This window comes from Streptomyces sp. NBC_00989, assembly GCF_045162655.1.
Lineage (GTDB): Bacteria > Actinomycetota > Actinomycetes > Streptomycetales > Streptomycetaceae > Streptomyces.
The window spans coordinates 8,929,132-8,954,394 of record NZ_CP108728.1 but is presented as its reverse complement, the minus strand read 5'-3'; the positions used below and the strand labels follow the sequence as shown (position 1 = coordinate 8,954,394).

Annotated in this window: 23 protein-coding genes and 1 pseudogene; 8 read left to right on the top strand and 16 right to left on the bottom strand. The window is 70.6% G+C overall.

Translation table 11 applies throughout. The features are described from left to right. Window positions 1–23: 23 nt before the first annotated feature. A complete protein-coding gene (locus OG714_RS40215; protein WP_406128535.1) occupies window positions 24–1,385 on the top strand; it encodes a serine-threonine protein kinase in 1,362 nt (453 codons plus the stop codon). On the opposite strand, the gene OG714_RS40210 is transcribed toward OG714_RS40215, so the two are convergent. Continuing rightward, complete coding sequence (locus OG714_RS40210; protein ID WP_406128533.1) at window positions 1,374–4,157, bottom strand: penicillin acylase family protein; 2,784 nt, start codon at window positions 4,155–4,157, stop codon at window positions 1,374–1,376. The genes OG714_RS40215 and OG714_RS40210 overlap by 12 nt on opposite strands. A 221-nt stretch (window positions 4,158–4,378) precedes the next feature. Here OG714_RS40210 and OG714_RS40205 point away from each other — a divergent pair, with 221 nt between their 5' ends. Continuing rightward, the gene (locus OG714_RS40205; protein ID WP_406128531.1) at window positions 4,379–4,981 is read left to right on the top strand and encodes a hypothetical protein; all 603 of its coding nucleotides are present in this window, start codon (window positions 4,379–4,381) and stop codon (window positions 4,979–4,981) included. Window positions 4,982–5,158: 177 nt separating this feature from the next. Here OG714_RS40205 and OG714_RS40200 read toward each other — a convergent pair whose 3' ends face one another. Further along, window positions 5,159–5,962 (bottom strand): G1 family glutamic endopeptidase, encoded by an 804-nt coding sequence (locus OG714_RS40200; RefSeq protein ID WP_406128529.1) that lies wholly within the window; start codon window positions 5,960–5,962, stop codon window positions 5,159–5,161. A 258-nt stretch (window positions 5,963–6,220) separates the two neighbouring features. On the opposite strand from OG714_RS40200, the gene OG714_RS40195 reads away from it, so the two are divergent. Continuing rightward, window positions 6,221–7,183 (top strand): hypothetical protein, encoded by a 963-nt coding sequence (locus OG714_RS40195; protein WP_406128527.1) that lies wholly within the window; start codon window positions 6,221–6,223, stop codon window positions 7,181–7,183. Between the two features lie 63 nt (window positions 7,184–7,246). Next, a complete protein-coding gene (locus OG714_RS40190) occupies window positions 7,247–7,975 on the top strand; it encodes a 3-keto-5-aminohexanoate cleavage protein (RefSeq protein ID WP_406128526.1) in 729 nt (242 codons plus the stop codon). Here the strand turns inward: OG714_RS40190 and OG714_RS40185 are convergent. Further along, on the bottom strand, window positions 7,921–8,658 hold the full coding sequence (locus OG714_RS40185; RefSeq protein ID WP_406128524.1) for a hypothetical protein: 738 nt from the start codon (window positions 8,656–8,658) through the stop codon (window positions 7,921–7,923). The genes OG714_RS40190 and OG714_RS40185 overlap by 55 nt on opposite strands. 100 nt (window positions 8,659–8,758) lie before the next feature. Here OG714_RS40185 and OG714_RS40180 point away from each other — a divergent pair, with 100 nt between their 5' ends. Continuing rightward, complete coding sequence (locus OG714_RS40180; RefSeq protein ID WP_406128522.1) at window positions 8,759–9,865, top strand: RNA ligase (ATP); 1,107 nt, start codon at window positions 8,759–8,761, stop codon at window positions 9,863–9,865. 18 nt (window positions 9,866–9,883) lie between these two features. On the opposite strand, the gene soxR is transcribed toward OG714_RS40180, so the two are convergent. Further along, window positions 9,884–10,393: a redox-sensitive transcriptional activator SoxR gene (gene soxR / locus OG714_RS40175; RefSeq protein ID WP_406128520.1), complete on the bottom strand. Its 510-nt coding sequence runs from the start codon at window positions 10,391–10,393 to the stop codon at window positions 9,884–9,886. A 123-nt stretch (window positions 10,394–10,516) separates the two neighbouring features. On the opposite strand from soxR, the gene OG714_RS40170 reads away from it, so the two are divergent. Beyond that, window positions 10,517–10,978 carry a MaoC family dehydratase gene (locus tag OG714_RS40170; protein WP_406128518.1) on the top strand — a complete coding sequence of 154 codons (462 nt, stop codon included), beginning with the start codon at window positions 10,517–10,519 and terminating at the stop codon, window positions 10,976–10,978. A gap of 46 nt (window positions 10,979–11,024) precedes the next feature. On the opposite strand, the gene OG714_RS40165 is transcribed toward OG714_RS40170, so the two are convergent. The 3 genes from OG714_RS40165 to OG714_RS40155 all read right to left on the bottom strand — a co-directional run bounded on the left by OG714_RS40165 (window position 11,025) and on the right by OG714_RS40155 (window position 13,266). Beyond that, window positions 11,025–11,648, bottom strand: a complete 624-nt coding sequence (locus OG714_RS40165; RefSeq protein ID WP_043681459.1) for a TetR/AcrR family transcriptional regulator — start codon at window positions 11,646–11,648, stop codon at window positions 11,025–11,027. An 83-nt stretch (window positions 11,649–11,731) separates the two neighbouring features. Next, a complete protein-coding gene (locus tag OG714_RS40160) occupies window positions 11,732–12,019 on the bottom strand; it encodes a YiaA/YiaB family inner membrane protein (protein WP_406128517.1) in 288 nt (95 codons plus the stop codon). Window positions 12,020–12,114: 95 nt separating this feature from the next. Next, on the bottom strand, window positions 12,115–13,266 hold the full coding sequence (locus OG714_RS40155; RefSeq protein ID WP_406128515.1) for an acyl-CoA dehydrogenase family protein: 1,152 nt from the start codon (window positions 13,264–13,266) through the stop codon (window positions 12,115–12,117). 93 nt (window positions 13,267–13,359) lie between these two features. Between OG714_RS40155 and OG714_RS40150 the strand changes: the two genes are divergently transcribed. After that, window positions 13,360–14,001: a TetR/AcrR family transcriptional regulator gene (locus OG714_RS40150; protein WP_406128513.1), complete on the top strand. Its 642-nt coding sequence runs from the start codon at window positions 13,360–13,362 to the stop codon at window positions 13,999–14,001. Between the two features lie 108 nt (window positions 14,002–14,109). Here the strand turns inward: OG714_RS40150 and OG714_RS40145 are convergent, their stop codons facing one another. Then, window positions 14,110–15,042, bottom strand: a complete 933-nt coding sequence (locus tag OG714_RS40145) for an acetamidase/formamidase family protein (protein WP_406128511.1) — start codon at window positions 15,040–15,042, stop codon at window positions 14,110–14,112. Between the two features lie 177 nt (window positions 15,043–15,219). Between OG714_RS40145 and OG714_RS40140 the strand changes: the two genes are divergently transcribed. Beyond that, entirely contained in the window at window positions 15,220–16,185 is a 966-nt protein-coding gene (locus OG714_RS40140; protein WP_406128509.1) for a DMT family transporter, read from the top strand. An 18-nt stretch (window positions 16,186–16,203) separates the two neighbouring features. Here the strand turns inward: OG714_RS40140 and OG714_RS40135 are convergent, their stop codons facing one another. The 8 genes and pseudogenes from OG714_RS40135 to OG714_RS40100 form a co-directional block, all read right to left on the bottom strand. Next, entirely contained in the window at window positions 16,204–17,286 is a 1,083-nt protein-coding gene (locus OG714_RS40135) for a Zn-dependent alcohol dehydrogenase (protein WP_406128507.1), read from the bottom strand. Window positions 17,287–17,305: 19 nt separating this feature from the next. Beyond that, the gene (locus OG714_RS40130) at window positions 17,306–18,694 is read right to left on the bottom strand and encodes an aldehyde dehydrogenase family protein (protein ID WP_406128506.1); all 1,389 of its coding nucleotides are present in this window, start codon (window positions 18,692–18,694) and stop codon (window positions 17,306–17,308) included. Window positions 18,695–18,815: 121 nt separating this feature from the next. After that, window positions 18,816–19,268, bottom strand: coding sequence for a DUF3574 domain-containing protein (locus OG714_RS40125; protein WP_406128504.1), 453 nt, complete (start codon window positions 19,266–19,268; stop codon window positions 18,816–18,818). Between the two features lie 20 nt (window positions 19,269–19,288). Then, window positions 19,289–20,623 carry an ABC transporter ATP-binding protein gene (locus OG714_RS40120; protein ID WP_406128502.1) on the bottom strand — a complete coding sequence of 445 codons (1,335 nt, stop codon included), beginning with the start codon at window positions 20,621–20,623 and terminating at the stop codon, window positions 19,289–19,291. Window positions 20,624–20,797: 174 nt separating this feature from the next. Beyond that, window positions 20,798–21,733: a class F sortase gene (locus tag OG714_RS40115; protein ID WP_406128500.1), complete on the bottom strand. Its 936-nt coding sequence runs from the start codon at window positions 21,731–21,733 to the stop codon at window positions 20,798–20,800. Window positions 21,734–21,742: 9 nt separating this feature from the next. Then, window positions 21,743–22,366 (bottom strand): hypothetical protein, encoded by a 624-nt coding sequence (locus OG714_RS40110; RefSeq protein WP_406128498.1) that lies wholly within the window; start codon window positions 22,364–22,366, stop codon window positions 21,743–21,745. A gap of 112 nt (window positions 22,367–22,478) precedes the next feature. Beyond that, window positions 22,479–23,717 (bottom strand): MFS transporter, encoded by a 1,239-nt coding sequence (locus tag OG714_RS40105; protein WP_406128497.1) that lies wholly within the window; start codon window positions 23,715–23,717, stop codon window positions 22,479–22,481. A gap of 38 nt (window positions 23,718–23,755) precedes the next feature. Continuing rightward, window positions 23,756–25,162: pseudogene (locus OG714_RS40100) on the bottom strand (CitMHS family transporter). Window positions 25,163–25,263 lie beyond the last annotated feature (101 nt).

Sequence of the window (25,263 nt, the reverse complement as noted above, 5' to 3'; positions counted from 1 at the left end):
TACGGGGGACGAGGAGGCCGGTCATGACGGATCCGGCGATGAGCGTGAGCCCTTACTGGGAGTTGACCTTCGACGCCGACGGAGACGTCGACCAGGGAGAACGCGACCGGCTGCTGCGCGAGGTGCGGCAGCGCGGGGTCGGTGACCTGATCGTCTTCTCGCACGGGTGGAACAACCAGCGCGCCGGCGCGACCCGGCTCTACAGCCGCTTCTTCGCCCCGATTCCGCGCCTCGCACCGAAGGCGAGGATCGGGTACGTGGGCGTGATCTGGCCATCCATGGAGTTCCCGGACCAGCCGATTCCGGACTTCCCCCAATCGTCAGCGGCGGTAGCCGAGTTGACGCGGCCCGCGCTCGACGCCGGCACCCGGCACGCGCTCCTCGACGCCTTCCCCGGCAAGGCGCCGGTGATCGACCAGATCGCCCGGATGCTGGACCAACAGCCACCCCAGGACGCCGAGTTGGAGGAGTTCGGGCGGCTGGTGCGAATGCTGGTGGAGATGGTGCCGCCGGGGCCGCAGGCGTTGTTCGGCGCGGACACGCTGGCGGAGGGGGTGCCGCAGTGCGAGCCGCGGATGTTCGCGGTCGGCTGTACGGCCGAGGTGTGCGAGCAGTTCGCGCAGGCGCTGGCCCACCTCGCGGCTCCTCGATCTCCGGGCTCCGTAACGGAGTTCGCGCTGCCGAACCCCTGGAAGGGCGCGCGGGAGCTGCTGCGGCAGGCGGCGTACTTCGCGATGAAGAGACGCGCGGGCACGGTCGGCGAGCGTGGTCTGGGCCCGGTGATCGGGCGGCTCGCGGCGGTGGCGCCGGAGGCGCGGGTGCATCTCGTGGGGCACAGTTTCGGCGGGCGCCTGGTGTCGTTCGCGCTACGGGGTCTGCCCGAAGGGGTGCGCTCGGTCAAGTCGGTGACGCTGCTCCAAGGGGCCTTCTCCCACTACGCGTTCGCGGCCCGGCTGCCGGACGACCCGCGTACCGGCGGTGTGCTTCAGGGCCAGCAGAACCGGGTCGACGGGCCGCTGGTGTGCTGCTACTCGCACTGCGACTCGGCGCTCGGCACGATCTATCCGCTGGCCTCGCGGATGGCGGACGACGACTGTTCGTTCGCCGCCGTCGACATCGGCCGGGTGCTGGGCGACAAGTGGGGCGCGCTGGGCCACGACGGGGTGCAGGGGGTGCCGGGCACCCGTTCGCTGAGCCTGGCCGAGGCCATCGACTCCCCGCTTCCGACGTCGGGTTGTGTGAACGTCGACGCCTGTGCGGTGGTGTGCCACGGCGAGCCGCCGACAGGCGCGCACGGCGACATCGTGCACCCGGAACTCGCCCGGGTGGTGCTGGCGGCGGGCCGGATCGACCGGCCCGCCGCCGCTCGGGTGTCAGCGGTGTGAGGTGAACTCCACCACTTGCTGGAAGGTGGGCCGGTTCTGCCAACTGATGTTGTAGTGCTTGATGCCGCCGAGTGTCCGCTGGACGATCGAGTCGGCACACCACTGGTCGCCCGCCGAGCACAGGGTGTCCCCGGGGTAGACCGTGGACGCGCTGGTGCCGGCCGCCGTCTTCAGCGTGCTGATCAGGATGTCCCGGCAGGCGCTGAGGCTGCCGCCGCCGCAGTACTGCTGGGCCAGCGGTCCGGACACGGTCTGCCCGAGCACCGACCGGAGGTCCTTGTCGACGTAGCTCCACCAGCCGTACTGGAAGGAGCTTCCGGCGTGCGACCCGGTCGGGCCATGGGCGGCCGACGGGGTCTCGTCGATGTACAGGTTGTTGGTGAACGCGGTGTACAGGGTGTCACCAAGGCCGGGTTGGAACTCGGCCTTCACCAGCAGTGGCCACCAGGCGTCCAGGATCCGGATGGCGTCGGCGTTGGCGTAGGCCTTGGAGCCTGCCGAGGTCTCGGTGCGTTTGCCGCCGGCGGTGAGCCAGGTCTGGAGCTTGGTGACGGCCGCGGCGGCGGTGGTGTCGGTGACCGTGCTGCTGTTGACCACCTTCAGCATGTCGGGCAGGACGTCCTCGGCGCGCAGGTCGGTGAGCGAGGCGTCGGACATCGCCTTCACCAGCGAGGATCTGGTGACCCCGCCGGCCGCGACGAGTTTCTTCACCCGGTCGTCGATGAGATTGCCGCGATGGACGGACCCGTCGCCCCAGCTCGCGGTCGTGTAGTCGAGGGCCTGTTTGTTGTTCCAGGAGATGTAGTAGTCCTGGTCGACGGAGTTGGGGTGCGCCGAGGCCGGGGTGTAGTCGGACGTGTTGGTGGTGGGGTCCCAGTTCTTCCACTCGTAGGCGGCCTGGCCCCAGACCGGGAACTCGGAGTCGACACCGCTCGCCCGCACCGGGTTGTTGCCGCTGTTGTAGTACGCGGTGTGCGAGGAGTCGGCGTAGAACCAGTTGAACGTGAAGTTGATGTGCTGGGCGGCGCTCTGGAAGGTCTGCGGACTCTTCACGTAGTCCGGGTCGTTGAGCATCTGGAAGCCGATGATCGAGTCGGCCTCGTGCATGTAGGAGGAGCGCAGGGTGGTGTAGGCGACCTTTTTCCCGCCGACGGTCGCCCGGTACTCGACGGGTCCGTACTCGGTCTTCCACACCCTCATCGTGTACGACCCCGCGGCGGTGCCGTCGGCCGTGGTGGGCGTCCAGGAGTTCTTCTGCTCGATCTCCTCCATGGCCGTGCAGGTGCCGTGGAAGAGGTAGTGGTAGTCGTCCTGGCAGAGTTCAACGGCGTACGTGTCGATGATGTCCTGGCCGGAGGTCGTGGCGGACCACGAGTAGTCCTGGCCGCGGCCGAGTTCGACGTACATGCTCAGGCCGGCGAAGGAGGCGCCGCGGGCGCTGATGCCCGGGCCCTGGATCTCCTGGAGCATGAGCAACTGCGGTGCGAAGTAGCCGGTTTGGGGTCCGAAGACGGCGATCGGGTGGCCGCTCGCGGTGTATTTGCCGCTCACCACAAGGGCGTTGGACATCCCGCGCTTGGCGGAGCTGAGGGCGGTCGCGGTCGCCGCGGCGGAGGCGGCGGAGGCGCTCTGGTTGGCGCCGGTGCCCGTGGCGTCGTAGACGAGTGGCTCGGTCGTCACCGAACCGGCGTCCGGGAGTGCCTCGCCCTGGGCGGTGGTGGGCTTGGTGGCGTACGGGAAGCTCTCGCCGTTGTGGAGGGTGAGCGCGGCCTCGGGGTCGTTGCGTTCGCGGAAGGACTCCCAGACCTTGGTGCCCTGCTCCACGCCGTACTTCTCCTGGGCGGCGAGCAGGGAGATCGCGTTGTTGACCTCGCCGCCGCCGCCGGAGCCGAAGAGCGTGCCGATGACGGAGGCCAGCGCGACCAGGTCGGTGATCTTGAAGTGGTCGATCGTGCCGGCGTTGGTGATCGAGTCCTTGTGGCCGGTGAGGACGTACTCGCCGGGGAAGTAACGACCGCTGTCCGAGGCGTCGATGTAGGCGTTGATGCCGGCCAGATAGGCGTTGGCGTCGTCGAGTGCCTGCTGGCCGCGGGTGCCGTTGTTGGCGACGGCGTTGTCGATCTGGGACTGCAACTCGGCCTCGGTGTACGGGGCGTTGCGGTAGAACTCCTGCTCAAGGCCCTGATTGGAGGCCGCGCCGCCGGCGAAGGTGGTCAGCTGGCCGCGTCCGACGTGCCGGAAGACGTCCATCAGCCACAGCCGGTCCTCGGCCGCCGCGTAACCGGCGCCGTACTCGGTGCCGTAGCGCGTGGTGCCTGTGATGTGCGGCACACCGGTCGCCTTGTCACGGACGATCTTCACGTCGGTGCGACCGCTCGGGTTCTCGGTCGAGGCGATCTGGTCGGAGGCCACCCCGAACGACGCGTCGTTGAAGAAGGTGTTGATCTTCGCGTCGGTCAGCGTGGAAGCGCCCGTGGCCAGGTTGGCGTAGGGGCCGAGCTGATCCTCCGCATGGCTGGGCTGGGAGCCGAAAACCTGGTTGAGGAGAATCTGGGCGAGGGTGGCGTTGCCGTTCTCGCCGGCCGGGAGGATGTCCGAGCACTGGCCGCCGCAGTAGTCGTTCGACGCCGTCGCGGCCACTGCCGTCCCCTGGGCAAGGGGGGACAAAAGGGCGGCAATAAGGGCGCATACGGATGCGGTCTTCAGGAACCCCGGGAATCTGCCGGGAGTTCTCAGTCTGTCGAGCAAGTTACGCGGGGTGCGCCGTGGCATGGCAGCTCCTACCGACGGGGGTGGTGCGGGACGTTACCGCCGGTATCCCCGAGATTGAAGATGAACATGCGTCAAGTTTTGGATCGGGGCAAGGGACTTATGGATGTCATCGGAAATCGGATGGAGCCAAATCGCTTGTCGATACGTCTATTCGGCGACGTCCGTACGACGACGCCGAGGTGACCGAAGTACAGGTGCAGGTGTGACGGAGGTGCAGGGCGATGGCCGGTTTCCGGAGTCTGGCGAGACAGGTGCGAGACCCTCGGTGCGATCTGGCGCTGCGGCGCTACTCGCTGCGCAAGTGCCTTGAGCGGTTCGCCCCTTATGGACACAGGGCGACCTGGGACCACTTGAGCTCCCGGGCCGGGTTCGGACCCGAGGACCGCTCCCCCGACCCGGCGCGGCTCGTGGCCGCACTGGACGAGCTGGAGGAAGCGCGCAAGGTCTGGCTCGCCTACGAGGCCGGGTTCGCCGAACGCCGCAAGAAGGAGAAGCACGACGGGCTCCGCCGCCCGGGCACCGTGGACGACTGGCACCGGCTGACCTGGGGCGGCTTCGGCGTCGCCTGGTGCGACGACCCACGCCTCCACCCCCATGAACCACTGGCCGAGGTGCTGCGACGGCTGATCGCCGCCCTGGAGCGCGAACCGGGTTCCGTGTGCCCGGTGTGCGCCGGGGAGCGCCTCCTGTGGAGGTACGACCTGGCCCACGAACCCTCCTCGGGCCCGGTCTGCACGGACTGCGGCATCGTCGTGCCGCGTCCGGTGCTCACGCCCGAGGCCCTGGCGTACGCCAGGCGCGGACGGCTGCTCATGTCGGCCTGAACCGGGCGAATCGAAGAAGGGCGCCAGGGGTGCGCCGGGGATGCCGCACCCCCTCATTCGGCTCGGGCCGACCCGGGTCGGCCCAACCGGTTTGCGCTTGCCGGTGCAACGGCGGAGGCTGCCGACGGCGTTCCGTCGACAGCCCCGAAGCGGTGCGCAACAGGTTTGCCGCAGGCGTCAGTTGGCCTTCCAGGCGTCGGAGAAACTCCCGCCGGAGATCGAGCCCGGCTGGGCCCGTACGGCCGAGCTGCTGCTCTTGGTCATGACGATCTCGTTCGGCGAGAAGGTGTCGAGGTTGCTGCCGTCGGCCTTGGCGCCGGTGAAGTTCACGGTGCCGAAGTTGGCGAGGCTCGCGACCGAGCCGCCGACCTCGGGTGCCTCGGCGATGACCTCGGCGGAGGCGTTCTTGAAGCCGGACGAGCCGGCGTGCGTGGTCGTCTTCGTCCAGCCCTCGGTGGAGTCGGCGAGGGTCATGGTGAAGGTGGAGCCGGAGTAGGTCACCGTCGCGGTGAACTTGTCGCCGCCCTTGACCGTGACGCCGGAGTACGCGCTCTCGGAGGCGGGCAGCACCTCCCACCAGGCGCCGTAGGTCGCCTTGCCGCCGATGCAGTCGGCCTCCGTACCGGTCTGCTCCAGCGCGGAGTTGCTGTACCCGTCGAGGCCGACCCAGAACGAGGAGTACGTGGTCGCCGAGCCACAGCTGACGCTCGGCTGGGTCCAGGACGAGGTGACCGAGGTGTACGCGCCGGTCGCGCCGGTGGCCGCGTAGCCGGACCAGTTGGTGGACGAGACGGTGGCGTTGACCTTGCCGGGCTTCGCGAGCCCGTGCAGCGTGTGGCTCTCGTGGCTCGCTATGGCCTGGGTGAGCTGGGCCGGGGTGTGCGCGGCGCTCGGGGCGGCCGCGAGCGCGGGGGTGGCGAGGGCGGCGGTGAGGGCGGCGGCGGTGACGAGTACGAACCCGGCGGAAGATCTCGCGGACATGACTCTCCGTCATTCGAGGGGTGGGGGGCTGCCGTGACGGCAGTGCACAGCAGCTTCCGCGAGGCTTCATGGGCATGGCAAGACGGACAAAGCCCTTCAGTCTTGCGGGAATTGGCGGCGCAACACCCGGGAAATCTCACAGGTTCGTTCAAGGTTGATCAATCGCCGGGCAAGACTGACCAAACTTCAGGGCAACGGTCTTCCGCCCCACAGCCACCGTGACTTGAGCTGGGGTACGTGACTTCCAGACCGGGGTACGTGACGTCCACACCGGAGAACGCGCCGCCCTCCAGACCGGAGTACGCGCCCTCCGGACCCGGGACGATGCCGTTCCACGAGGCGTTGCGCGCGGCCATCGCGGCCAGCGGCCTCAGCCTGGACCGGCTCCAGGACCGGCTGCTGCGCCGCGGCACCCCGGTGGCGTCGGCGACGCTCAGCTCCTGGCAGTCCGGCCGCTACCAGCCCGAACGGGAACGGTCGTTGGCGGCGCTCGCCGTACTGGAAGACGTCCTACGGCTGCCGCCCGGCGCGCTGACCGGCCTGCTCGGCCCGCCCCGGCCGAGGGGGCGGTGGCTCCCGCCGGACGGCGACCACCCCGATCTCGCCCGGGCCTGGTCGGACCACCACGACCTCACCGCCGCCCTCGCCGCGCTGGACACCCGCTGGGACGACAGCCTGACCCGGCTCAGCTGCCACAACCGGGTGGACGTGGGCGCCGATCGCCGGGTGCGGTCGATGACCAGCCGCCGTCTGCTGCGCGCCGAGGTGGACGGCGCGGACCGCTGGATCGCCCTGTACCGCCTCGACGCGCCGGGCCCCTTGCCCCACTTCCGCCTGGCGGCACCGGCCCGGCTCGGCACGGTCCTGGAACTCCCCCAAGAGGGCCTGGTGGCGGCCGAGTTGCTCTTCGACCGCCCGCTGGCGCGCGGCGAGACCGTGATCGTCGACTACACGGTCGAGCACCGCGACCCACGCCCGTACTCGCAGCGCGCCGAGACCACGATCCACGTGCCGATGCGCGAACACCTCCTGGAGGTCCGCTTCGCCAAGGAGGCGTTGCCGCGCACGTGTTACTCCTTCCGCACGAACGGCCTCGACCCCTATCCCCGCGCCGGGCGACCACGCGAGCAACGGCTCCGGGTGGACGCGTCGGGGTCGGTGCATGCGGTGGCGTTGGGCGCGGGGCCCTGTCGGGTGGGGATCCGCTGGGTGTGGGGATGAGGGGCAGGACAAGGAGGTTGGGCTGAGAGACCGGTTGTCAGTGGCCGGTGGCACCATCGAGGCATGGTGCAGGTCTGTCTCAACGGGGCCCGTGGGGTCGCCGACGGCTGGATGGTACCGGTCTCGCCCGGGGCGTTGGCCGATGCCGCGGTGGAGGCTGTCGCGGCGGGGGCCACGGATGTCCACCTCCATCCCAAGTCCCCTTGCGGAGGGGACACGTTGTCGCCGCGCGTCCTCGCGGTGACGCTGGACGCGATACGGGCGCGGGTGTCCGTGCCGGTCGGTGTGACCACGGGCGCCTGGGCCGAACCGTCGCCTGTGGCACGGGTGGAGCGGGTGCGCGGGTGGACGGTGCTGCCCGACCACGCCTCGGTCAACTGGCACGAGCCGGGTGCCGAGGAGGTCGCGGCGGCCCTGCTGGACCGGGGCGTCGGTGTGGAGGCGGGCATCTGGTCGGGCACGGAGGGCGCCGCCCGGTTCGCCGTCTCACCGCTCCGCGCGAAGGTGCTGCGCGTCCTGGCGGAGGTGACGGACCCGGATGCGGACACCGCCGAGGCGTCCGCGCGTGCGCTTCTCACCGACCTCGACACCGGTCACGGCCGTCCGGTGCTGCTGCACGGCGAGGAAGGCGGCGCCTGGCCGGTGCTCCGGCTCGCGGGGCGGCTCGGGCTCGCGACGCGCATCGGCCTGGAGGACACGTTGTTCCTGCCGGACGGGCAACGGGCGGTGTCCAACGCTCAGTTGGTCGCCGAGGGGCTGGTCCAGTACGGGTGGGCCCAGCGCTCGTCGTAGGGCAGGGCGAGGAGTTCGGCCTGTACGGCGAGGTCGGCCTCGCCCTGGGCATGGAGGCGGACGGCACCGGGGCCGGACAGCCAGATGCGGAGATCCGCCACGCCGGAGTCCTCGCCCTCGTCGGACCACCACCAGAACGGGGAGGAGTCGGACAGCAGGTCGTAGAGCCAGGTGACGGCGCAGCGCGCCAGGTGTGCGTCCGCGACGGGGTTCCGGACCCACCCGTCCAGGAACGGAGTCACGGTTCCGGCGATCGTGACGCAGGTCTCGAAGGTGTCGTCGATGGCGTAGGGCGGCTCGGGCAAGGTGAGGGTGTCCTGCCACCAGGCGTGCAGGAAGTCCTCGATCGCGGTGGCCTGGTCGGCCGGCCAGGAACGCCAGTCCACCCGGCTCAGCCCATGGGCGCCGTAGCCGATCGAGCCCAGGGTGCCCTCGGCCATCGCCCGTGCGGCCTGCGGCAGCAGGCGTCGCATCGCGGCCGGGTGGTCCTCGAAGTGGTCGGGCACCTCGAAGAGGTAGTACCGCACCACGTCCAGCGGCACGCGGGTGTACGGCGTGCGCAGATACGCGGTCTCCTCGGGCACGTGACAGAAGCCGCAGCCGGTCTCCCCCGGACTCGCGAAACCGTTGAAAACCGTGTCGATATCAGCGAGGGCGGTGGTGAGCGCCGGCGACAGGGGCATGGATCCCGAAGCTAGCAGCCGCATAATCGGTCGCTCCACCCCTTTCCCATCAGGACAGTTGAGGGCGATGAAACCCAACTGAGGAACCCGAGGAGTCCCGATGTCGACGCTGCGCGTCACCGCCGAAGTGCTGACCGTCCATGAACACCCGAACGCCGACGCCCTCGAACTGGCCCAGGTCGGCCTGTATCGAGCCGTCGTCGCCAAGGGCGCGTTCCGCACCGGTGAGACCGCCGTCTACATCCCCGAGCAGTCCGTGCTCCCGGCCGGACTGATCGAGGAGTTGGGCCTCACCGGGCGCCTCGCGGGGAGCAACGCGGACCGGGTCAGGGCGGTGCGGCTGCGCGGTGAGCTGTCGCAGGGCATCGTGTGCCGGCCGGAGGCCCTCGCGGACGTCGATCTGGCCCGGGCCGCCCTGGACGGTACCGACTTCGCGGAGCGGCTCGGCATCGTCAAGTGGGTGCCGCCGATCCCGCCCACGATGAACGGTGACGTCGAGTCCGCGCCCGATCTGCTGCCCTGGGTCGACATCGAGAACATCCAGCGGTTTCCCGGCATCTTCGAACCGGGCGAGGCTGTGGTCCTGACCGAGAAACTGCACGGCTCCGCCTGCCTGTTGACCTACTTCGCCGACAACGAGAACGAGGGCGAGGCCGAGGCCGAGGGTGGTCGCGTACAGGTCTCCTCGAAGGGCTTCGGCGCCAAGTCCCTCGCCCTGAAAGAGGATCCGCGCAATCTGTACTGGCGGGCCGTCCGCGGCCACGGTGTCCCCGAGGCCGCCGCCCGGCTCGCCGAGCGGCTCGGCGCGCGCCGGGTCGGGATCTTCGGCGAGGTGTACGGCGCGGGCGTGCAGGACCTGACGTACGGCGCGGACGGGCGCCGCGAGACGCTCGGGTACGCCGTGTTCGACGTGTCCGCGGAGATCGACGGTGTCGTCCGCTGGCTGGAAGCGGCCGAACTGGCCGAACTGCTCGACGGGGAGCTGCCGTTGGTGCCACGGCTGTACGAGGGGCCGTACGACATCGAGCGGGTGCTGGAGGTCGCGAGCGGGCGGGAGACCCTGTCGGGGCGGGGGCTGCATCTGCGGGAGGGGGTCGTGATCCGTCCGGCGACGGAGCGGTACAGCGCGGTGACCGGTGGACGGGCGATCGCCAAGGCCGTCAGCCCGGCGTATCTGACGCGGAAGGGCGGCACCGAGTACGAGTGACGCCCCACCGCGTCGCCCTCAGCCGCGCGCCTCGGGGCCGGCGCCCGTCCACCTGCCCCGGGGCGCGCGTTCCCTCGGCTCCGTCATCAGGCGTGAACCCGCGCCGCGTTCGCCGACCACGTCGTCCGGGTTGGACAGGACGCAGGCCGACAGGGACAGACAGCCGCAGCCGATGCAGTCGGTGAGGTGGTCGCGGAGGCGGTTGAGCTGCTTGATGCGTTCGTCGAGTTCGGAGCGCCAGGCCTCGGAGAGGCGGGCCCAGTCCTCGCGGGTCGGGGTGCGCTCCTCGGGGAGTTCGGCGAGCGCCTCGCGGATGGTGGCCAGCGGGATGCCGACGCGCTGGGCGGCCCGCACGAAGGCGACCCGGCGCAGGGTGTCGCGGGTGTACCGGCGCTGGTTGCCCGTGGTGCGGCTGCTGCCGATCAGGCCCTTGGCCTCGTAGAAGTGCAGGGCGGAGACGGCGGCTCCGCTGCGTGCGGCGAGTTGGCCGACCGTCAGCTCGTGGATCTTCTCGGGGATCTGAGGCACCTGTCAGAGCCTACCCATCGCGTCACACCCGCGGTCCGTTGACAGCGGCCCCGCATCCGACCATGCTAAGCAGTTGCTTAGGTATGCGATGACGCTGGATGACGCGAGAGGCCGGGACAGGACATGGCAGAGCCGAGGATCTTCACCTCCGTCGACGACCTGCGGGCGGCGGTCGGTGAGCAGTTGGGGCACACCGACTGGCTGGAGATCGACCAGAAGCGGATCGACCTGTTCGCGGACGCGACGGGCGACCACCAGTGGATCCACATCGACCCGGAGAAGGCAGCGGCCGGACCGTTCAAGACGACCATCGCGCACGGCTACCTCACCCTGTCGCTGCTCCCGCTCTTCGGACCGCAGCTGATCAAGGTCGAGGGCGTGAAGATGGGCGTCAACTACGGGACGAACAAGGTCCGTTTCCCCGCCCCGGTGCCGGTCGACTCCCGGCTGCGCGCCACCGCGAAGATCTCCGGCGTCGACGACGTACCGGGCGGCGTCCAGGTGACAGTCGCCTTCACCGTGGAGCGCGAGGGCGGCGACAAGCCGGTGTGCGTGGCCGAGTCGGTGTCCCGCTACTACCTCTGACACCTCTGACGCCGTTGCCGTAGAACCAACACCCCTGGTTCTACGGCTACTTGGACCCCACCATCCGCAGCACGAGGTCGGCGTACAGCGCACCGACCTCGTCGGGCGTCCGGGGGCCGTCGAGGCTGAACCAGCGGGCCACGTCGATGCACAGCGACAGGATCGCGAGGGTCGTGCCCTTCACGTCCGGCACGTCGAAGGAGCCGTCCGCGACCCCGTCCTCGACGATCCCGCGCACCTCGGCGTCGACCTGCCGGCGCAGCGCGAGGATCTCGGCGCGGGCGTCCGGGCCGAGCGAGTCCAGTTCGTACTGCACGACCCGCGCGGTGGTGCGCCCGCCCGCGTGCCAGCGCACGAAGGAGCTGACGGCGTCGGCGAGCCGCTCGGCGGCGCTGCCCTCGCGCCCCGCCGCCGTGCGCAGGATGTCCAGGGCCTTCTCGTGGCCGATCCTGCTGATGCGGTGGAGCAGCTCTTCCTTGGTCTTGTAGTGGATGTAGAGCGCGGCCGGGCTCATCCCGGCACGGCCTGCGATGTCCCGGGTGGTCGTCGCGTGGTAGCCGCGCTCGGCGAAGGCCTCCACTGCGGCGATCAGCAGTCGCCGGGCCGCGTCGGGCGTGACCTCCGCCCAGGCCTGCGGGTCGCCCGCGGTGGTCTCCTCCGCCGTACTCATCGCTCGTGAACCCCTCTCGATGCCCCTCGATGGCATGGGCTCCACCATACCGCCGAACCTGAGCGAGCGCTTAGTCTGCCCGCTCAGAGCTTTTCGAAGGGGTCGTGCTCGGCGAGGAGCTTCTCCAGCCTGGCCTGGTCGACCCGGCTGACGATCTGGCCGACCTCCTGGCGGTCGCGGACCACCTTGGCGAGCGTGAAGGCGGAGGTGACCAAGTAGAGGACGGCGATGCCGAGAAAGGCCCGTACCCAGGTGTCGGCGTCGAGCTGGAAGATGCCGATGGCGGTCGCCGCCAGGGCGATCGCGAAAGAGGCGACGGCCTGGCCGTGATAGGCGGCCGTGGTCTGCTGCTTGACCGGTGTGTCACTCATGGGTCCACGATGCGGCGGACGTGGGCCTCGCCACATCCGCGCGGATACTCAACTCACGTACTCAGAAAGGACCTTCTCCGGGAGGGACCCCCGTCTCAGAACGCCGAAACGCCCGTCAGCGCCCGCCCGATGAGCAGTTTCTGGATCTGGCTGGTGCCCTCGTAGAGGGTCATCACGCGGGCGTCGCGCAGCAGCTTGCCCGCCGGGTACTCGTCGATGTAGCCGTAGCCGCCGAAAACCTGGAGCGCGTTGTTCGCGGCGCGGACGGCCGCCTCCGAGGCGAAAAGCTTGGCCTTGGAGGACTCGGTGGCGAAGGGCAGGCCCCGGTCGATCAGGTCGGCGACCCGCCAGGTCAGCAGGCGGGCCGCGTCCACGTCGACGGCGATGTCGCTGATCAGTTCCTGGACGAGCTGGTGCTGCGCGATGGGCTTGCCGAACTGCTCGCGCTCACCGGCGTAGCGGACGGCCACGTCGAGCGCGGCCTGAGCGATGCCGACGCAGCCCGCCGCGACCGACATCCGCCCCTTCGCCAGCGCCGACATGGCGACCGCGAAACCCTTGCCCTCGGGGGCGAGCATCGCGGAGGCGGGGACACGGACGTCCTCCAGGACGAGTTCGGCGGTGGCCTGACCGCGCAGACCGAGCTTGCCGTGGATGGTGCGGCGGGTCAGGCCTGGGGTGTCGGTCGGCACGAGGAAGGCGGAAACGCCCTTGTGTCCCGGGGCGTCGGTCGAGCGCGCGAAGAGGAGTACGACGTCGGCCCAACTGCCGTTCGTGATGAACATCTTGGTGCCGTTGACGACGTAGTCGTCGCCGTCGCGGACCGCACGGGTGGTGAGGTTGCCGGCGTCGGAACCGGTGCCGGGTTCGGTGAGCCCGAAGCAGCCCACGTACTCGCCGGAGGTGAGCCCCGGCAGCCAGCGGCGCTTCTGCTCCTCACTCCCCCAGCCGGCGATCGACTTGGCGACGAGCCCCAGCGACACGGACACGATCCCGCGCACGGAGGAGTCCCCGCGCCCGAGTTCCTCGGTGACCAGGCAGTACGCGAGATGGTCGCCGCCCGAGCCGCCGTACTCCTCGTCGATGGTCAGTCCCAGGAAGCCGACCTGGCCGAGCTTCTTCACGATCGAGCGGTCGACCTCTTCGGCCCGGTCCCAGGCGATCACGTGCGGGGCGATCTCGCGGTCCACGAAGTCCTTGGCGAGCCGCCGTACGGCCTCCTGCTCCTCGCTCAGTCCCAGGTTCATCGCGCGTCACCCCAAGTGAAAGGCCGTACAGCGATTGCTGCACATTTAAATTAGCACTGCTAGTTTGACTCTCGCAGCCCTACTATGTGCGCCATGGCCCGACCGCGCAAGCCCCTCCTCAGCACCGACCGGATCGTCGAGACGGCCCGCGTGCTGGTGGACGCGGAGGGGTTGGCGGCCGTCTCCACGCGTCGGCTCGCCGCGGAGCTGGGGGTGAGCGGACCCTCGCTCTACAACCACTTCCGCACGAAGGACCAGATTCTGGAGGCCGTCGCGGACTCGGTGAGCGCGCAGGTCGATCTGTCGATGTTCTCGGACGGACGGGACTGGCGTACGGCGCTGCATGACTGGGCCGTGTCGTACCGGTCCGCGCTCCGTGACCATCCGAACATCGTGCCGGTGCTCGCGACCGGGCCGGGACGCCGTCCGGCCGGGTTGCGGCTTGCCGATGCCGTGTACGGCGCGATGATTGACGCGGGGTGGCCTGCGGCTCAGGCCACGTCCATCGGGGCGTTGATGCGGTACTTCATCATGGGGTCCGCGTTGGGGTCGTTCGCTGGGGGGTTCGTGGACGACGAGAGTGCGTACGACCCCGCTGACTATCCGCATCTTGGGCAGGCGCATCTTCTTGCCGAGCAGCAGGAGAAGGTCGACGAGCGGGCGTTCGAGGTGGGGCTTGCCGCGTTGCTGGATGGGTTGGCCGGGCAGTTCGAGGGGATGCGGCGTGCCGGTTAGGTTCCGTCGTCTGTCTCGTGGCGGCCCGTCGCGGCTGGTCGCGCACGCGACGGAGCCGCAAATAGACACAGCCCCGCGCCCCTAAAAAAAGTAACGCGCCCCTTGTTTTCATCGTGCGCGGAGGATCGCCTTGGGTAGCTGGGCCGTGACTATCCAGTTGGGGGCGTCCACCACCTCGGTGATTCTCAGGTCTACGGCGACGCTGCACAGGACGTAGGCGTCGATCGGGGCGAGGCCGTAGCGGGTGCCGAGGTGGTCGATCATGGCTCGGGTCGCGTCCTGGGCCGCCCGCATGAGGTCGGGGGCCACGCCCATCGTGGCGTAATGGCCGGCCCGGTCGGTGTCCGGGCGGAGGGGGCCCGTCGTCTCGAATTGGGGCGCCGGTATTCGCCGGTCCTTGTGCAGGCGGATGCGGGCCGCGCCCGACAGGGACGCCTCGATCGCGCTGACGCACAACTCGCCGTCGCCCTGGGCCGCATGGGGATCGCCGAGGCTGAGGCGGGCACCGGGGACCTGGACCGGGAGGTAGAGCTTGGTGCCGACGACCAGGTCCTTGCAGTCGACGTTGCCGCCGAAGTGGCCCGGGGGCAGGACGCTTTGGGGTTCGGTGACGTCCGGGCAGACCCCAGCTACCCCGCAGAAGGGGCGGATCGGGATGTCCGCCACGTCCAGGAAGTTGGTCGTGTCTCCGGTGGTCAGGTCCCAGAGGTGGAGGTGTGCGTCGGGGAAGTCCTCGGTGAGCAGGCCGAGTCCGGGGAGTACGGCCGTCCAGCCCCAGTCGACCGACCGGAGTTCCAGGAACTCCACCTCCAGGACATCGCCCGGTTCTGCGCCCCTGACCATGATCGGGCCGGCGAGTGGGTAGACGCGGTCCCAGTCGAAGCCGGCTACCGCCCCGACGGTCGACGTCGTGTCGAACTGTCCGTCCGTGGCCTCGGTGAGGTCGAACGACACGGTGTCGCCGTCCTCGACCTCCAGCACGGGCTCGTGCTCGGTCGACCACAGGCGGTGCACTTGCCTCGGTACGGAGTGGTGGCTCATCGGACCGTCCTCACCTGTCGGGCTGTCGGCACGTGTGCCGGACTCTGCCGCGCCGACCGAGCCGACGTCAAGCCTCATTGGCAATAAATCTAACCCCGTAGGCATTTTTCCGGCACCCCGAACGTGGCGTCCGATTTCCGCTGGCTCCGCGCACCCGTCGCCGCCTAGCCTCGGGACATGACGAAACCCCTCCTCCGTACCGAACGGGCAGCCGCCGCAGCCGCTGTCGTCACCGTCCTGCTGTGGGCCTCCGCGTTCGTGTCCATCCGGAGTGCGGGGTCCGCCTACTCGCCGGGCGCGCTGGCGCTGGGGCGGCTGGCGAGCGGGGCGCTGGCGCTGGGCGTGATCGCCCTCGTGCGGCGGGAAGGGGTGCCGCCGCGGTCCGCCTGGCGGGGGATCGCCATCTCGGGCGTGCTGTGGTTCGGGTTCTACATGGTCGTCCTGAACTGGGGCGAGCAGCAGGTCGACGCCGGTACCGCCGCCCTCGTCGTGAACATCGGGCCGATCCTCATCGCCCTGCTCGGCTCCCGGCTGCTCGGTGACGCGATGCCGCCGCGGCTGCTCGCGGGGATGGCGGTGTCGTTCGCCGGTGCGGTGACCGTGGGGCTGTCGATGTCGGGCGACGGCGGTTCGTCCGTACTCGGTGTGGCGCTGTGTCTGCTCGCGGCGGTCGCGTACGCCGGTGGGGTCGTCGCCCAGAAACCGGCCCTCGCCCGGGCGAGCGCGCTCCAGGTGACGACGTTCGGGTGTCTCGTCGGGGCGGTGCTGTGTCTGCCGTTCGCCGGGCAGCTTGTCGAGCAGGCCGGCGACGCGCCCGTCTCCGCCACCCTCAACATGGTCTACCTGGGCGTCTTCCCGACCGCCCTCGCCTTCACCACCTGGGCCTACGCCCTCGCCCGGACGACCGCCAGCAAGATGGGCGCGACCACGTACGCGGTGCCCGCGCTGGTCGTCCTGATGTCGTGGCTGGTGCTCGGCGAGGTGCCGGGGCTGCTCACGCTGGCGGGCGGGGTGCTGTGTCTGGCGGGCGTGGCGGTGTCGCGGTCCCGGGCGCGGGCGGTGGGGACGGGTGCGGAGAAGGGTGCGGGGGCGACTCCGGTGGTCGTGGCGGAGCCGCCCGAGGAAGCGCCGGTCAGGAAGTGACCGGCGCCCCGGCCGCCCTCAGAAGATGACCAGCGCCCGGCCGCCCTTCCCCGCCACCATGTTCTCGAACGCCGCCGGGATCCCGTCCAGCGCGATCCGTTCCGTCACCAGCGCGCCCAGGTCCAGGCGTCCGGCCCGGACGTGTTCGGCGAGCACCGGCACGTCCTTCGCCGGGTCGGAGTTGCCGTAGACGCAGCCGCTCAACGTCCGTCCCCAGTGGAAGAGTTCGAGGGCGTTGAAGGTGACCTGCTGGTCCTTGCCGCCGATGCCGACGACCGTGGTGCGGCCGCCTCGGCGGGTGGACTCCCAGGCGGTGCGGATGGTGACCGCGCGGCCCACGCACTCCACGGCTACGTCGACGCCCTGCTTTCCCGTGAGGGCGCGGATCTCCCGGGCCGTGTTCTCGGAGGCGACCACGTAGTCCGTCGCCCCGGCCGCGCGGGCCAACGCCTCCTTCTCCGGGGAGACGTCGACGGCGACGATCGTCGTGGCGCCCGCGATCCGGGCCGACTGGAGGGTGGCCAGGCCGACTCCCCCGACGCCGAACACCGCGACCGTCTCGCCCTCCCGGACCCGCGCCGAGTGGTGGATCGCGCCGTAGCCGGTGAGGACCGCGCAGCCGAGGAGGGCCGCGTCGGTGAGGGGGATGCCCTCCGGGAGGGGCAGGACACAGGACGCCGCTACGACCGTCTCCTCGGCGAACGCGGCCACGTTCAGGCCGGGGTGGAGGTCGCTGCCGTCGGAGCCGCGGTGGGCGTAGACGTCGGCGGCGCCGTTGAGGGCGTTGGCGCAGAGCCAGACCTCGCCCAGCGTGCAGGCGTGGCAAGTACCGCAGGACGGGGCCCAGTTGAGGATGACCGGGGCGCCGGGCGAGACGTGGGTGACGCCCTCTCCTACGGCTACGACCGTGCCCGCGCCCTCGTGGCCGAGGACCGCCGGGACCGGCACCCGCATGGTGCCGTTGGTCAGGGACAGATCGGAGTGGCAGACCCCGGCGGCGGCGAGGCGGATGCGGACCTGGCCGGGGCCGGGGTCCGGGAGGTCGATCTCGGCGATCTCCAGCGGAGCGCCCACGGCGGGCAGTACGGCGGCGCGAACCATGTGAGGCCTCCTGAGGGGTCTAGAACTGAAGGGACTTGGTCTGGAGGTACTCGGACAGCCCGTGCGCGCCGAGTTCCCGGCCCACGCCCGACTGCTTGTAACCCCCGAACGGGGCACGGGGGTTGAACCGTCCGCCGTTGATGTCCACCTGCCCGGTCTCCAACCTCCGCGCGAACGCGACCGCTTCGGCCTCCTCGCCGGCCCACACCGCGCCCGCGAGGCCGTAGACCGTGCCGTTGGCGATGCGGACGGCGTCGTCCTCGTCGTCGTAGCGGAGGATGGAGAGGACCGGGCCGAAGATCTCCTCCTGGGCGATCGTCATGTCGGGCGTGACGTCGGCGAAGACGGTCGGGGTGATGAAGTAGCCCTGCGTGGATGGGGATTCGGGGCCGCCCGCCACCAGCCTCGCGCCCTCCGCGACCCCCTGCTCGATGTAACTCCGCACCCTCGCCCGCTGTTTGGCGTTCACGACCGGGCCGATGCGGTCGCCGTACTTGGCGGCGGCGGTCGCGGCCAGTTCCACGGCCTCGTCGTACTGGTCGCGGTGGACCAGCATGCGGGTCCAGGCGCTGCATGTCTGGCCGGAGTTGGACATCACGTTGGCGACGCCGACGTTGACGGCCTTGGCGAGGTCGGCGCTCGGGAGGATGACGTTGGCGGACTTGCCGCCCAGCTCCAGGGCGACCTTCTTCACGGCGGCGCCTGCCGTGGCGCCGATCTGGCGGCCCACGGCCGTGGAGCCGGTGAAGGAGACGAGGTCGACGCCCGGGTGCTCGGCGAGGGCCTGGCCCGCGATCGGGCCGAGGCCGGTGACGAGGTTGAAGACACCGGCCGGGATGCCCGCCTCGTCGACGGCCTCGGCGAACAACTGGGCGGTGAGCGGGGTGTCTTCGGCGGGTTTGAGCACCACCGTGCAGCCCGCCGCGATGGCGGGGGCGACCTTGGCGACGATCTGGTGGAGGGGGTAGTTCCAGGGGGTGATCGCGCCGACCACGCCGATGGGTTCCTGGTAGACCGTCGAGTTGCCGACCTTCTCCTCGAAGGCGTGGCTCGCGGCGAGTTCGGCGTAGGAGCCCGCGACCGCGATCGGTACGCCCGCGTGGACGGCCTGCGAGAAGGCGAGCGGCGAGCCCAGTTCGGCGGTGACCGTCTCGGCGATCTCGTCCTTGCGGGTCACCAACACGTCCCGCAGCGCGGCGAGTCGGGCGGCCCGTTCCGCGGGCGGGGTCGCGGCCCAGCCCGGGAGGGCGGCACGGGCGGCTCGTACGGCGGTGTCGACGTCGGCGGCGGTGCCGGCCGGGACGCGGTCGATCACCTGCTCGTCGACCGGGTTCACCACGTCGATGGTCTCCCCGCTCGCGGCGGGGCGCCAGGCGCCGTCGATGTACATGCCGTCGTGTGCCTTCATCGTGCTGCCTCCCGGGCGTGACTACGTCGTCCGCCCCACAAACTAGCGATGTTAGTTTTCCGGCGCCAGGGACCCTCGGTCACAGACGCGCGGAGACCGCGGACGCCTGGGTGCGGGCACCTCAGAAATCGGCCCGGGTCCGGTCGTCCACCCGCCCCACCGCCTCCTGCCCGAAGGCCTTCTCGTACGCCCGCCGGACCTCCTCGATCTTCCGGTCGTTCGCACCCGCCGCCGTCACCGGGTACAGCAGGATCAGTTCGTACGACCGCTCCTTCTCGATCCGACCGTTCGCGTCCCGCCACTGCCCGCGCCCGTCCTGCACGGTGAGCCCGTCCGGAAAGTCCGGCGTGACCTCCTTGTCGACGAAGGCCATGAACTGCCGGTCGCTGACGGCCGGTCCACCGTCCGGCCGCTCGGTGCCGAAGAAGAGCTGCGTCTCGACGTACGGCGTTCCGCGCGTCGGCGCGGGAGCGGTTTCCGTGTCGAGGCTCGCGTAGGCGGTGGGGGCGGCCGCGGTCAGGAGGAGGCCGGCGATCACGAGGGCTGCCCGGTTTCGGGTGAAGTGCACGTTCATGCACCTATCCGTACCGGGCGTCACTCGTCCAGGTCGGGCAGCCGCGCCGGGGCCGGGGAGATCCGTTCGCCGTGCTGGTCGAAGACGAACAGGTGGGCGATGTCGACGAGGAGCGGGACCTGCATGCCGTGGCGGAGTTCGATGTCGGGGGTGGTGCGGACGACGAGGTCGCCGGGGAGGCGGCCCTCGGGCGGTACGAGGTCGGTTTCGGCGTCGGCCGCGTGGTCCAGGGTGACGACCGGTCCGGTGCGCAGCGCGCCCGCGCGTCCACGCAGCCGGTCCAGGACACCGCCGTCGCGCCGGCGGCGGCGGACCGGCCGGGCGGGGCGCGGGGCCTCCAACTCCGGCACGACGGCGGGCCGGGAGCCGGTGTTGAAGTGGACGAGGACCTCGTGGCCCTGGAACTCGACGTGCTCGACGAGGCCGCTGATGGCCACCTCGCCGGCGCGGGCGGCGGCGGGCTTGGCTATGCGCACGGCCTCGGAGCGCAGGCCGACGATGACCTCGCGGCCCTGCTGGACGCGGAGCAACTGGTGGTCCAGGCACAGGGGTTCGGGCAGCCGGAGGTACTGCTTGCCGAGGCTGATGGTCATCGCGCCGTCCAACGGGGCCCGGACCAGGCCGCGCAGGAGGTTGATGCGCGGGGTGCCGATGAAGGCGGCGACGAAGACGTTGCGGGGCAGCGCGTACACCGAGCGTGGGGTGCCGACCTGCTGGAGGACTCCGCCGCGCAGGACGGCGACCCGGTCGCCGAGCGACATGGCCTCGGCCTGGTCGTGGGTGACGTAGACCGTGGTGACGCCCAACTTGCGGGTGAGGGAGGAGATTTCGGCGCGCAGGTGGTTGCGGAGTTTCGCGTCGAGGTTGGAGAGCGGTTCGTCCATGAGGAACGCGGAGGGGTGGCGGGCGATGGCCCGGCCCATGGCGACGCGCTGGCGTTCGCCGCCGGAGAGCTGGCTGGGGAAGCGTTCCAGGAGGTCCTCGATGCCCAGCATGCGGGCGGTGGCGTCCACGCGGGCGCGCGGGTCCTCGCCGGGGGTCTCGATGCGCAGCGGGAAGCCGATGTTGTCGCGGCTGGTCATGCTCGGGTAGAGGGCGAAGTTCTGGAACACCATCGCCATGTCCCGTTCGGACGGCGCGAGTTCGTTGGAGTACTCGCCGTCGAGTCTCAACACGCCCTCGTCGATCTGCTCCAGGCCGGCGATCATTCTCAGCACGGTCGACTTGCCGCACCCGGACGGCCCGAGCAGGACGAGGAACTCCCCCGGCGCGATGTCCAGCGACAGCCGGTCCACCACCCGGACGCCTCGCGCGTAGGCCTTGCTCACGTCGTGCAGGGAGATGGCGCGTGTCATGACGAGTGCCCCCGGGGGCTCACTTGGGCGATGGTGCTCCGCGATCCGGACACCTCGTACGGGTCGTACGAGGCTTGTGAGTCACGGAAGCTAACGGAATGTGCGCACCCGGGGGAAGAGACCGGACGGGATCGGGCGTGTCGGTCCGGGTGGTGAGAAAACGGACGGTCATCTTCAGCCAGTTCGGGCGCGCTCCCGGATCTCGGCGAGATGGGCGAAGACGACGGTGTTGCTCGCGTAGCCGGTCCTGCGGTCGTAGCTGCCACCGCAGGTGATGAGCCGCAACTCGGGGCGGCCCCGGGCTCCGTACACCTCCCGGTCGGGGAAGTGCGCCTTCTCGTACGTCTTCACCGCGTCGACCGCGTAGACGGCGGTCCGGCCGTCGGCACGTCCGACCTCGATCAGGCGGCCGGGCTTCAGTTCGTCGAGGCCGGCGAAGACGGCGGGACCGGTCATGGTGTCGAGGTGTCCGACGGCGACGGCGGTGCCCTGCTCGCCCGGGGAGGGCCCGTCCGCGTACCAGCCCACCCGTTTCGGGTCGTCGTCGGGTGGCGCGGGCATCCGGCGGTCGTGGCCGAGGCGGAGGGGCATGACCGGGGCGTCGACGTCGAGATAAGGGATGGCGAGGACGGTCGCGCGGGAGCGCGGGAGGGTGTGGGGGCGGGGTGGGGGTGCAGGGCGGACGGGGCGGGCGACGGGGTGTGCCGAAGGCGGGGGTGTCGGTCCACCGCGGCGGGCCACGGGGTGTGCGGGGGACGGCGGTTGGCCGCCGCGCGCGTCCGTGCGGTGGTCCGGGGTCGCCGGAGCAGCCCGGGCCGGACCGGAGGTGTCCTTGGCCGACGGAGCCGCCCGGACCGGGTCGGAGGTGTCCGCGCCGCCGGCGCACCGGGCACCGCCGACCATCACCACGACGGCCAGCACGAGGGTCCGCGTGAGCCGGTAGGCGCGCGTCCGATGCCAGGGTCGGCTGCTCCGCACCACGCGGGCGGCAGCGCGGGCCGGCGCCCTGCGGGCGGTACGACCAGGGGGCCCCTGACCGTCCGTGAGGGGTCGGCGGACGGTGTCAGCGCCCCGCGCCCCCGTGGGGCGCGGGGCGTTGCTGGAGTTCATCGCATCCGCTCAGGACGCGCCGTGGGGACGGCGACGCAGCCGGAACCAGACCACCCCGCCGACCGCGGTCAGGCCCACCGCCGCGGCACCCGCGAGCGGGGACAGGGCCGCGTCCCGGGCCAGCCCGCCGCCACCGGCGGGCGGACCGCCGTTGGGACCGCCCGTGCCTCCGCCCGTACCTCCACCGGTGCCGCCCGGGCCGCCGGTGGTGCCGCCGGGCGACGACGGGCAGTCGACCTGGAAGACCTTGTGCTTGCCCGCGCCGTTCTCGCCGACGAAGTTCCAGGTCAGCTTGTACATGCCGTTCGGCAACTGCGCGACGGGCATGGTGTGGCCGGTTCCGGTCGTGAGCGTGATGGAGCCGGAACGGGTCGCGCCGCCCGGGATCGACGGCTGGGTCTCGATGGACCAGGTGACCTCTTGGACCGTGTCGAAGTTGAACGCGTCGAGGTAGAAGTCGCAGACCTTCGGCTGGTTGCGCTGGTCGGTGAAGGGCGTGCCCACCTCGTGGATCTTGACGTCTCCGTTGTCACCGGGGGCGGCGACGGCGGCGGGCGCACCGCAGACGACGGTCGCCGCGGCGGCGAGAACCGCCCAGGCGGCGGCTCTACGGGGCAGGAATGAGGTCGGCATGAACGACCCTCCGAATCAGGTGATTATCGTACGAATTACTCCTTAACCTGATTCCCTTTCACGTCCGGCCCGTCGAACGTGCGCGCAGCGCCGTACGCGCCGTCAGATATCCCTAGATATCGCTCTTCCGGCTCAAGGTCGGACCGGCCCGCCGCACCCCGCCGGAAGCCGCCCGCCCCTCGGACGATCCGCCCGGTGAGCGCAGCGCGACCCCCGCCGACAGCACCAGCAGCGCGCCGAGCATCACGAACGGCGCGGCCACGCCCGCGACTCCGGCGACGAGACCGGCGCCGGCGGGCGCGGCGACCTGGCCGAGGCGGTTGCCGGTGAGCCGTAGGGCGAGGGCGGTGGAGCGGGCGTCGTCGGGGGCGGCCTGGACGACCGTCGTCATGGAGAGGGGCTGGCCGACTCCCAGGCAGAAGCCCAGGATCGCGAGCATCAGGCCGATGGCCCAGACCGGGAGCGGCAGTGCGATGCCCGCGCACAGGACGCCCGCCAGAAGACAGGTCGCGGTCAACAGCGCGGCCCGGCCTAGCAGTTGGAGCAGCGGGGTCAGGACCAGGCGGCACGCGATGGTGGCCGCCGCGCGGATGCTGAGCAGGACGCCGATCACGGAGGGCGCGATGCCCCGGTGCTCGCCGACCACCGGGAGGTAGGCGGTGAGGATGTCGGTCGCGGACAGCACGGAGAGGCTGATGAAGATACCGGCGGGTACGCCCCGGGCGCCCAGGATGCCGCGCATGGGCACGCGGTCGCCTTGTTCCGTACGGGACTTGACGGTCGTACGATCCTCGATGCGCCACAGCGACGTGAACGACACGGCGGCGCCCGCGCCCGCGACGAGGAGGGCGAGCGCGCTGGTGCCCGCCATGTCGGAGCCGCCGATCAGGGCGCCCGCGGCGATGGGACCGATAAGCTGGCCGAGAGAGGCGCCGATGGTGAAGTGGCCGAAGTTGCGGTCCTGTTCGTGCGGGGCGGACTGGCGGGCGACGAGCGACTGGGCGCCGATCACGAAGCAGAGGTGGCCCAGGCCCATCACCCCGCTCCACATCGCCATCGCCCAGAGGGAGTCGGCCAGTCCGCTCAGTGCGCAGCCGCCGGAGATCAGGACCACGCCGACGGGCAGCAGGGGCGCGCAGCGGCCGTGGTCGGTGCGGCGGCCGAGCGGTACGGCGGCGAACAGCGGGAGCAGCGCGTACACGCCCGCGATGACGCCGATCGCCCGCTCGTCCGCGCCGAGCGCGAGGGCCCGGTAGGACACGGCGGGGCGGGCCATCGACACCGCCCCCTGCGTGAAGCTGAAGGCGATGACGAGGCGGAGCAGCCAGCCGCGGTTCCTGCCGGGCGCCATGACGAAGTCCCTTGTCCCGTGGGTCGGATGATGCCGGGTCAGATGATGCCGAAGAGGATTCCTGCCCCGAGGACGACGAGCGATGTCAGGGCGGCCCACTTGACGACGAACCTGGTGTGGTCGCCGAACTCGACCTTGGCCATGCCGACCAGGACGTACACGGCGGGCACCAACGGGCTGGACATGTGCAGCGGTTGGCCGACGAGCGAGGCGCGGGCGATCTCCAGGGTCGAGACGCCGTGGGCGTTTCCGGCCTCGGCGAGCACCGGGACGATGCCGAAGTAGAAGCCGTCGTTCGACATGAAGTACGTGAGCGGGATGCTGAGCACGCCGGTGACGAAGGCCATGTGCGGGCCCATGCCGTCGGGGATGTTGTCGACCAGCCAGGTGGCCATGTGGTCGACCATGCCGGTGCCCTGGAGCACGCCGGTGAAGACGGCGGCGGCGAAGACCATGCCGGAGACGTTGAGGACGTTCTCCGCGTGGGCGCCGAGGCGGGCCTTCTGGTCGGGCATGTGGGGGAAGTTGACGGTCAGGGCGAGGGCGGCGCCGAGCAGGAAGAGGACCGGGATCGGCAGCCACTCCATGATCATGGCGGTGAGCAGGGTGACCGTGAGGAGCGCGTTGAACCAGTAGAGCTTGGGACGCAGGGTGGGGCGGTCGGGGTCGAGGCCCTGGAACCCCTCGTCCTCGTCGGGGAGTTCGGCGTCCGCGTCGGTTCCGGAACCCGAACCGCCGTTCCGCGCCTGCTTGTCGCCGTCCCCGGCGCCGGTACCGACGAGCACCGTCTCGGTCTGCGGCTCCTCCACCAGCACCTCGTCCAGCGTCAGCACGCCGAGCCGCTTGCGCTCGCGGCGGCCGAGGACGTACGAGAGGACGAGGACCGCCAGCATGCCCACGGCGAGCGCCGGGATCATCGGGACGAAGATGTCGCTGGCGCTGACCTTGAGGGCGGTCGCGGCGCGGGCGGTGGGGCCGCCTCAAGGGAGCGTGTTCATCACGCCGTTGGCCATCGCGGCGACACCCGTCATCACGACCAGACTCATCTTCAGGCGTTTGTACAGCGGGTACATCGCCGAGACCGTGATCATGAAGGTGGTCGAGCCGTCGCCGTCCAGGGAGACGATCGCGGCGAGGACCGCCGTACCGACGACGATGCGCAGCGGATCCGCCTTGCAGAACTTGAGGATCCCTCGCACGATCGGGTCGAAGAGACCCACGTCGATCATCACACCGAAGTAGACGATCGCGAACATGAGCATCGCCGCGGTGGGCGCGAGGCTGGTGACGCCGTCGATGACGTAGTCGCCGAGCTTGCCGCCCTTTCCGACGAAGACGCAGAACAGCGCCGGTATCAGCACGAGCGCCGCGATCGGCGACATCTTCTTCAGCATGATCAGGACCAGGAAGGTCGCGATCATGGTGAAGCCGAGGATGGTCAGCATGAGTGGAACACCTAACGTTCGCCTTTGAACTCCCACCAGGGACGGCGGTCCGACGACGTTAGGTCGCGCAAAGCTGCGTTAACAAGATGTTGACGCGCGAG